The organism is Streptococcus infantis (genome assembly GCF_015546995.1).
Taxonomy (GTDB): Bacteria; Bacillota; Bacilli; order Lactobacillales; family Streptococcaceae; genus Streptococcus; species Streptococcus infantis_J.
Window position 1 is genome coordinate 22,455 of record NZ_JADMUH010000021.1, and the last position, 6,366, is coordinate 28,820.

Here is a 6,366-nt window from a genome sequence, read left to right on the forward strand (position 1 = left end):
ACTAACCATCTCAAGTTTGGTCCATATATATTTTGACTGCTAAATACTTCTGCTCTTTAGCGTAGGCAAACACCTCTGAAGCTCTAATGTAATCAAAGATATTTTCCTCTAAATCTTCATCCCAAATCGATTCATGAAATATTTCATTCTCTTGACATGCTTCATAGAAAATATCGAGGTGAACTTGATAAAACTCTTCATCTTCATTTGGGGCTTGCCTTACCAACGATAGTTGAAACATTGGCTTATCAGATATAGTTGTAAACGTCCCTGTTTCAAATAAAATCATCTCATCCTCAATAGGCTCACGGCACAAGTCTTCAAAGATTGCTACCATTTCCTCTAAGGGCATCTTATCGGTGATTCTTTCTCTTAAAAATTCAAGTGATTGCTTCATATTTTTTCTCTTTCTAGATAAATTATCGTTCTTGGAAAAAACTATTAAAAAATAAAATACCTACATCTTATATTATACTACATAAACAGAAAAAAAGACTGAACCAGATGGCTTTCACCCTAGTTTCAGTCTAGATCTTTTTGATAATCGGAATAGCTACTGTAAGGACGTCTATCTCAAAATTAATTCCCTGTAAAAGGGTTATTAAATACATATGCTAGGAAGCTATGGAAATCATAAAATCTCCTAAGAACTAACCTGGCTCATCTTTTAATCTAACTTGATAGTTTCAGATAGGATAATTGCCCCAGTACCACTGACATCAAAAAATCCCACATCATGTTTTAAGGCTAACATGAGCATTGTATTATAGGCTGTTTCTGCTTGTGACCATGCAAATCCTGCATAGATAAGATTCTTACCAATACTATAGTCAGTAAAACGACTTTCCAGCTCTTGGTCATTCTCTAAAACATCATCCATATCAAAGTCACCATTCATAGGAGGAAATAGTTTTATCATGTCCAGAAACCAACTTTTTAGTTTGCTTGAACTAACTTCAATTGAATCATAATCGTGGTCTTCCTTCCACTCCACTTGCTCCTCATACCAATCTAAAAATTCAGCTTTACTAGCTGGTGCGATTGATTTCTCAAATACTACTAAATCATAAGACATAGCTATACCTTTCTCTTTTATTATCATTACGCATATTTTCTCAATATCCTATACAGCTTCTCTCAGCTATGCAAACTTTCAATCATGATTAAAACTAGAGATTGGGGATTGATTTCAAAGCCATCAGCAGTAATTCTATCATTAAAATACTTGACCGCTTGATCATGATCAAGAAAGCGATTGCTACTAAGATACTGTTCAATCTCATCCAAGAGAAAAGCACTTTCTTTTAAAGATTTATCTTCAAAACCATTCGCATAATGGATACTCTTCATCATTCGTCTGAGCTTAGTTTTAGGATAGCATTCTTTAAGTTTATCCCTTAAAGAAAGAACAAAATCCTCAAAGGATTGACTATCTATATCATCCTCTAACAAACCTGATATTATATTCTTTTCGTACATATCTTCGATTAGTTCTTTCAAAGCCTGTTTCAGGACAAGATTGCTTTCTTCAGAATTTGGTGTCATATAAAATTCTTTATCCATTATCTTTCTCACTAAATATATTAAAAATTATGATTTCCCACAAAAATATTTCAGTAAACCTTTTAAAAGCGAGCATTTTCAATTTGCAGCTCACCTTCTTCAGAAATTCTCATGAGCGACTTCTTCAAGATAGTCATCAAGATGATGGTAGATTCGCATATCTTCTTCTGAACTATCTTGTAAAACTGCAAATACCTTCACTTTCTCATCATTGACAAATACGAAATTATGTTCACCAAAATAAGCCTGATAACCCTTGTCAACTAAGGTCCAAAGTTCATCTTTTTTTAAACTGAAAATATCTTTTTTTACAAGATAGGTTTTCCCGATTTCCATTTTCATGATAGATATTTCTCCTTAAGAAGCTAGATAGTGCTAGATGTTTCTCTTTACTGCTCAATCCGTCTACTCAAGCAGTGGCATACACTCACAAAGAACTTTGTTTGACTATTGAATATCTTCCATCGCTTCTTTCACATATTCTTCGACATCTTCAATCTCTACAAACAGCGAGTCTAAGTGGCATAAGAAGTGCCAATCTTCGGTGTCGCGTTTTCTGTAGAGAATCGCTTCACCGTCTTCACTTCCGAAAAAGCTTCTGTCGACTTCGTACTCTTTGCTTTCTAAGAAAGCTTTTGCCTTGCGGAAGTTTGCTTCTCTTGAATTGATATAAGCTTTGACTTCATCGTTATTCACGACATACGCGTCGACTTTTGTAGCTCCTTCAATCACTTTATCGTTTGGTTCGGATAGATTCGAAATTTCTTTCCAAATAATCTCGACATTTTCTTCAGGTTCAAACGAAAATCTAGATAAAGGGACAATATTTCCATTGAAGACAATTTCCATATAATCCGGCAAGTGTTTAGGATTCACATACTCCACTTCAAACCCATCTTCGTTTTCTAGAGTATACCCTGGAATTTGAGCGACAAAGGCTCTTCCCTCTTCTAAAGAATCAAACGCGACTAAATCCTTTTGATAATCACCTTGATACAATTCCAATATAACCATCGATAACCCTCCGTCTAAACTTTACAACGCTACGCAAATTTACTTCTCAGCTCCTGCAAGTAGTGATACCGCCTCAATATGAATTGAATTTCCCTAAAATTGCAGATTTTGGTCTTAGCGTATGCAAACATACACCAAACTTTTTAACGATAAGTTGTCGCTATTGTTAAAAAGTATTATCTCGACAAACTGAGAATTATCTATCAGTAATTATGTGAGTAAAAATCAATTATAGGAACACCTTTTGATATAAGATAATTTCCAATTGCTCTCTCGATTTCCCCTGTGTCTCTCTTATATAAAATAGAATCGGTCAGCGGAAAAATTAAAACAAAAGATTCATCCCACTTATCATTAACTGCATTGACCAATTTTCCTGAAGTATTGTCATTAAAAAAATTTATGTCCATTCCTTTTGCAACAACTCCTAAATAACCTTTCTGTGTAAATTTTAACCATATAATATTTTTCGTATGACTTAATCCAAATTTTTCCTTGATTTTGCTATATTTATTTTCCCATACTGAATATTTTTTCACGGTTTTATCCCAAACTGGTACAGTCCATTTGCATTCCTTAGCTATTATTCCGTTATTGATAATAGTTTGCTCCCTACCATCTAAAATTATCGAATTTTGCTTTTCCTTTTTACTTACGCCACTATCTTCCGCTTCCAAACAGATTAAAAACTCATTTACATATGCAAGTACTTGACTATATTGTATTGGGGCAATTTTGGATTGCTCATGTGCTTTTTTAATTCTTTTATTCCAATTATAATTTCTTTCCTCATTTTTTGTGCTTCGTGGTGTATCAGGATTTATTTCAAAAAAAACTTCTATATTATTTATCATATGCTTTCTCCATCTTTTTAAGACATCATTCAAGGGCTCATCTAAATAGGTATAAACCTTGTTTGTGATCCACTCAGGAATTCCATAGGCTGCTTCGGCGATACTTCCTGTGATTGCGGCAAGAGTGTCGCTGTCCCCACCAAGAGAAATCGCATTTCGAATTGCGTCTTCAAAATCTGTACTCTCCAGAAAAACAACAATCGCCTGAGGAACGGTATCCTGGCAAGTTTCATTGAATCGATACGTAGGACGAATTTCATCTAACGTTTTAGAAAGGTCATATCCATACTCTTTCTCGATATGTTCCTTGATGCATCTTTTAATCTCCGCAGGGTTATCGCTTCCATCACCACCAAGGAAATTACGGCACATAAAGATAGCATCAGACGTTGCCATAGCTCCTTTGACCCCTTCTGGATGGTTATGAGTCACCTCTGCAGAAAGTCGTGCGAGAGCTCTTCTGGACGGCCAGGCTCCCGTTCGTGCACAGAAACTACAATCCATGACCCAAGCACATGGAGAAACACGCATGGCAGAGCCATTGCCAAAGCTATTATAAGGGGAGCGGTCATTGCTATGAATCCATGCATCAAACCTAGCACCATAACCAGCATCGGGATACATCCTACCATATTTTTTCATGGCATCAATAAAGTTATCCTTTTGACCGCCGTTCATGATTGCTTCTGCAACGGCACAGGTCATAACCGTATCATCTGTGAAAAAACAATCATCACGAAATAAAGGGAAGTCTTTCGTTTTAATGTTGTTCCATTCATAAACAGAACCTACAATGTCTCCAACTATTGCTCCTAGCATCAGATTCCTCCTTATGATATATCAGATTCATTACACATTTCCAATGAATCGCTCTTTAAAAACGGCTCTACCAAATCAATCCACTCTTGAGGTAGATAAGCTGATAAATAGCCGTGGTTATAGCCCTTAGCTTCATACAAGATCGTGTTTTGATGTATTTGTTGAAATAATTTTGCCGATGCTTTCACACAGTTCAATTCTTTTTCACCGTAGATATACAGAACCTGCGCCTTACTAGCAGAAATCGTGTCCTTCAGCTTGTAACGCTCCATATAGGTTTTGTAAATAGTCACTAATGTTTTGATAGGCGTCCTTGGCAGATCCTCCAAATAATAAGCTTTTATTTCCTCTGGATAAGCCAGTTTAGGATAGAGTTTGTTCATCATGCTTAATTGAAGTTCACAAGAAAATTTACTGAACATCAGTTTACCAAATAGAGATACTAGAAAGATGCTGATTTTAGCTAACCCTGGTTGAGGAATACAGAGGCTTCCGTCTATGATGGCCTTCTCAGCTATATTGCTATCTAAGGACAAAAGCTCCATAGCAATTTGACCACCAAGTGAAACGCCACCAATCGCAAACAATTTCCCACCACAGTTTGCTTTGATATAGTCTAGAATCTCCAAAGCAGAATCTTCAGTAGAAATATAATCAAGTTGATATTCTTCGCCGTGGCCATTCAAGGTGGGTAGAATGACACGGTATTCTTCTGACAAGATCCGTGCTTGACAAAGATAATTCCACCAAGAACTGCCACCGCCATGTATCAGCAAGATAGAAGGCAAATTCTTATCACCAAATTCATGGAATTTCATATTTAAACTCCTTACTGTAAGACATTCCTAGCTACATCTTTGTTTAATCTGTTTAAACAAGCTGTGATACCACTTTAAACAGACAATCTCTAACATCGATTATCTAGATAGAATGTTACCTTTAATAATGGGTATCCTGATCTAAATTTTAAAATCCTTTTCCTTACTAATTCTATTACTAGCCAATATCGTATAAATCAAATAACAAATAAAAATAACATAGCAGCCAGTCTTACAACTTACTACTTTTCATATGATAATTTACAAATGTTTTTCCAGCCACTCGATCTTTTTAAAATCCTTATTGTTATTTTGTTCATTTCGATAGGAGTCTTGAGAAGAAGCTTTGTAAATACTTAGATACTGCTCCAGACTTGGAAGACGAAAAGTGATGCCTTCAATGTGAATAAGCTCTATATCCGATTCCGAAACTCCTGCAAAATCGAATAAGGAATCGATACTTCCAAATTCAACACTCTCTCTATCCTTTTGGAATTCATGCTCATGAATATCTATTAAGACGTAGCCTAAGTCTTTCATCACTTTCATTATCTTTTCCCAGTCATAAATTCTGAGATGGTCAGGTGCTTCCCAACCTCTAGGGTCACCAGGTACATGAATGTCAATGTCAGACGGCCCCCAATTTTCTTTCGTTCTAAACTCCAATCCCAAAGAACCCATCAGTGTCGGTGTAATTCCGACTCGATTTAAATGGAAACAAATGGTTTTAAATTCTTCAAATAAGAGACTCATGTTTACTCTAAACCTTTCATATAAATCTTCATTATTTCTTCTTTATTACCTTGAACAAAATCATCTTCATTTTCTAGAGTATCTCCAGTTATTTTGGATATAAATTCTTTTCCTTACTAATTCTATTACTCGCCAATATCGTATAAATCAAATAACCAATAAAAATGATAATAAAAATAAGATTAATTTTTAACACAAAATAGAGATTTAACAAATTTGCGAACGCATGAAATAATATACAGTAACCCACTGATTGGGTTTGACGATAAAGAAGCCCTAAAACGAAACTTAAAAATAATGTATATATAAAAAATAAAATAAAAGGAAATCCTTTATGGCTTTCTCCAACTATAAGCCATAAAGGCAGATGCCAAATCCCCCAAATTGATCCTACAATCAAATTAGATTGCCAATAAGTATATTTTTTATCAAGTAACGGTTGTAATATACCTCTCCATCCTAATTCTTCATGTCCACCACCAAAAAAAATTAATTGTATAAAGAATAGCGGCATTAGATAAATTGATACTCCGTTTAATTCTAAG

The 6,366-nt window shown here is 35.1% G+C and carries 8 protein-coding genes and 1 pseudogene; all 9 read right to left on the bottom strand.

What is annotated here, in order from left to right; translation table 11 throughout:
- Positions 1-10 precede the first annotated feature (10 nt).
- Entirely contained in the window at positions 11-397 is a 387-nt protein-coding gene (locus tag I1J71_RS07300; protein WP_195184273.1) for a hypothetical protein, read from the bottom strand.
- A gap of 270 nt (positions 398-667) precedes the next feature.
- On the bottom strand, positions 668-1,075 hold the full coding sequence (locus I1J71_RS07305; protein ID WP_195184274.1) for a hypothetical protein: 408 nt from the start codon (positions 1,073-1,075) through the stop codon (positions 668-670).
- A gap of 62 nt (positions 1,076-1,137) precedes the next feature.
- The gene (locus I1J71_RS07310) at positions 1,138-1,563 is read right to left on the bottom strand and encodes a hypothetical protein (protein ID WP_195184275.1); all 426 of its coding nucleotides are present in this window, start codon (positions 1,561-1,563) and stop codon (positions 1,138-1,140) included.
- A 99-nt stretch (positions 1,564-1,662) separates the two neighbouring features.
- Entirely contained in the window at positions 1,663-1,905 is a 243-nt protein-coding gene (locus I1J71_RS07315) for a phosphohydrolase (RefSeq protein WP_195184276.1), read from the bottom strand.
- 105 nt (positions 1,906-2,010) lie between these two features.
- Positions 2,011-2,577: a hypothetical protein gene (locus tag I1J71_RS07320; RefSeq protein WP_195184277.1), complete on the bottom strand. Its 567-nt coding sequence runs from the start codon at positions 2,575-2,577 to the stop codon at positions 2,011-2,013.
- An 842-nt stretch (positions 2,578-3,419) separates the two neighbouring features.
- Positions 3,420-4,250: pseudogene (locus tag I1J71_RS07325) on the bottom strand (ADP-ribosylglycohydrolase family protein); the annotation flags it as partial.
- 11 nt (positions 4,251-4,261) lie between these two features.
- Positions 4,262-5,068 carry an alpha/beta hydrolase gene (locus I1J71_RS07330; protein WP_195184278.1) on the bottom strand — a complete coding sequence of 269 codons (807 nt, stop codon included), beginning with the start codon at positions 5,066-5,068 and terminating at the stop codon, positions 4,262-4,264.
- A 261-nt stretch (positions 5,069-5,329) separates the two neighbouring features.
- Positions 5,330-5,821: a phosphoribosylanthranilate isomerase gene (locus tag I1J71_RS07335; protein WP_075567530.1), complete on the bottom strand. Its 492-nt coding sequence runs from the start codon at positions 5,819-5,821 to the stop codon at positions 5,330-5,332.
- 88 nt (positions 5,822-5,909) lie between these two features.
- A partial coding sequence (locus I1J71_RS07340) for a CPBP family intramembrane glutamic endopeptidase (RefSeq protein WP_195184279.1) occupies positions 5,910-6,366 on the bottom strand: 457 nt, incomplete at its 5' end.

Bases quoted from the DNA above. Each gene is read 5' to 3' on its own strand.
- I1J71_RS07300 (WP_195184273.1), bottom strand. From the start codon at position 397: ATGAAGCAATCACTTGAATTTTTAAGAGAAAGAATCACCGATAAGATG.
- I1J71_RS07305 (WP_195184274.1), bottom strand. From the start codon at position 1,075: ATGTCTTATGATTTAGTAGTATTTGAGAAATCAATCGCACCAGCTAGT.
- I1J71_RS07310 (WP_195184275.1), bottom strand. From the start codon at position 1,563: ATGGATAAAGAATTTTATATGACACCAAATTCTGAAGAAAGCAATCTT.
- I1J71_RS07315 (WP_195184276.1), bottom strand. From the start codon at position 1,905: ATGAAAATGGAAATCGGGAAAACCTATCTTGTAAAAAAAGATATTTTC.
- I1J71_RS07320 (WP_195184277.1), bottom strand. From the start codon at position 2,577: ATGGTTATATTGGAATTGTATCAAGGTGATTATCAAAAGGATTTAGTC.
- I1J71_RS07330 (WP_195184278.1), bottom strand. From the start codon at position 5,068: ATGAAATTCCATGAATTTGGTGATAAGAATTTGCCTTCTATCTTGCTG.
- I1J71_RS07335 (WP_075567530.1), bottom strand. From the start codon at position 5,821: ATGAGTCTCTTATTTGAAGAATTTAAAACCATTTGTTTCCATTTAAAT.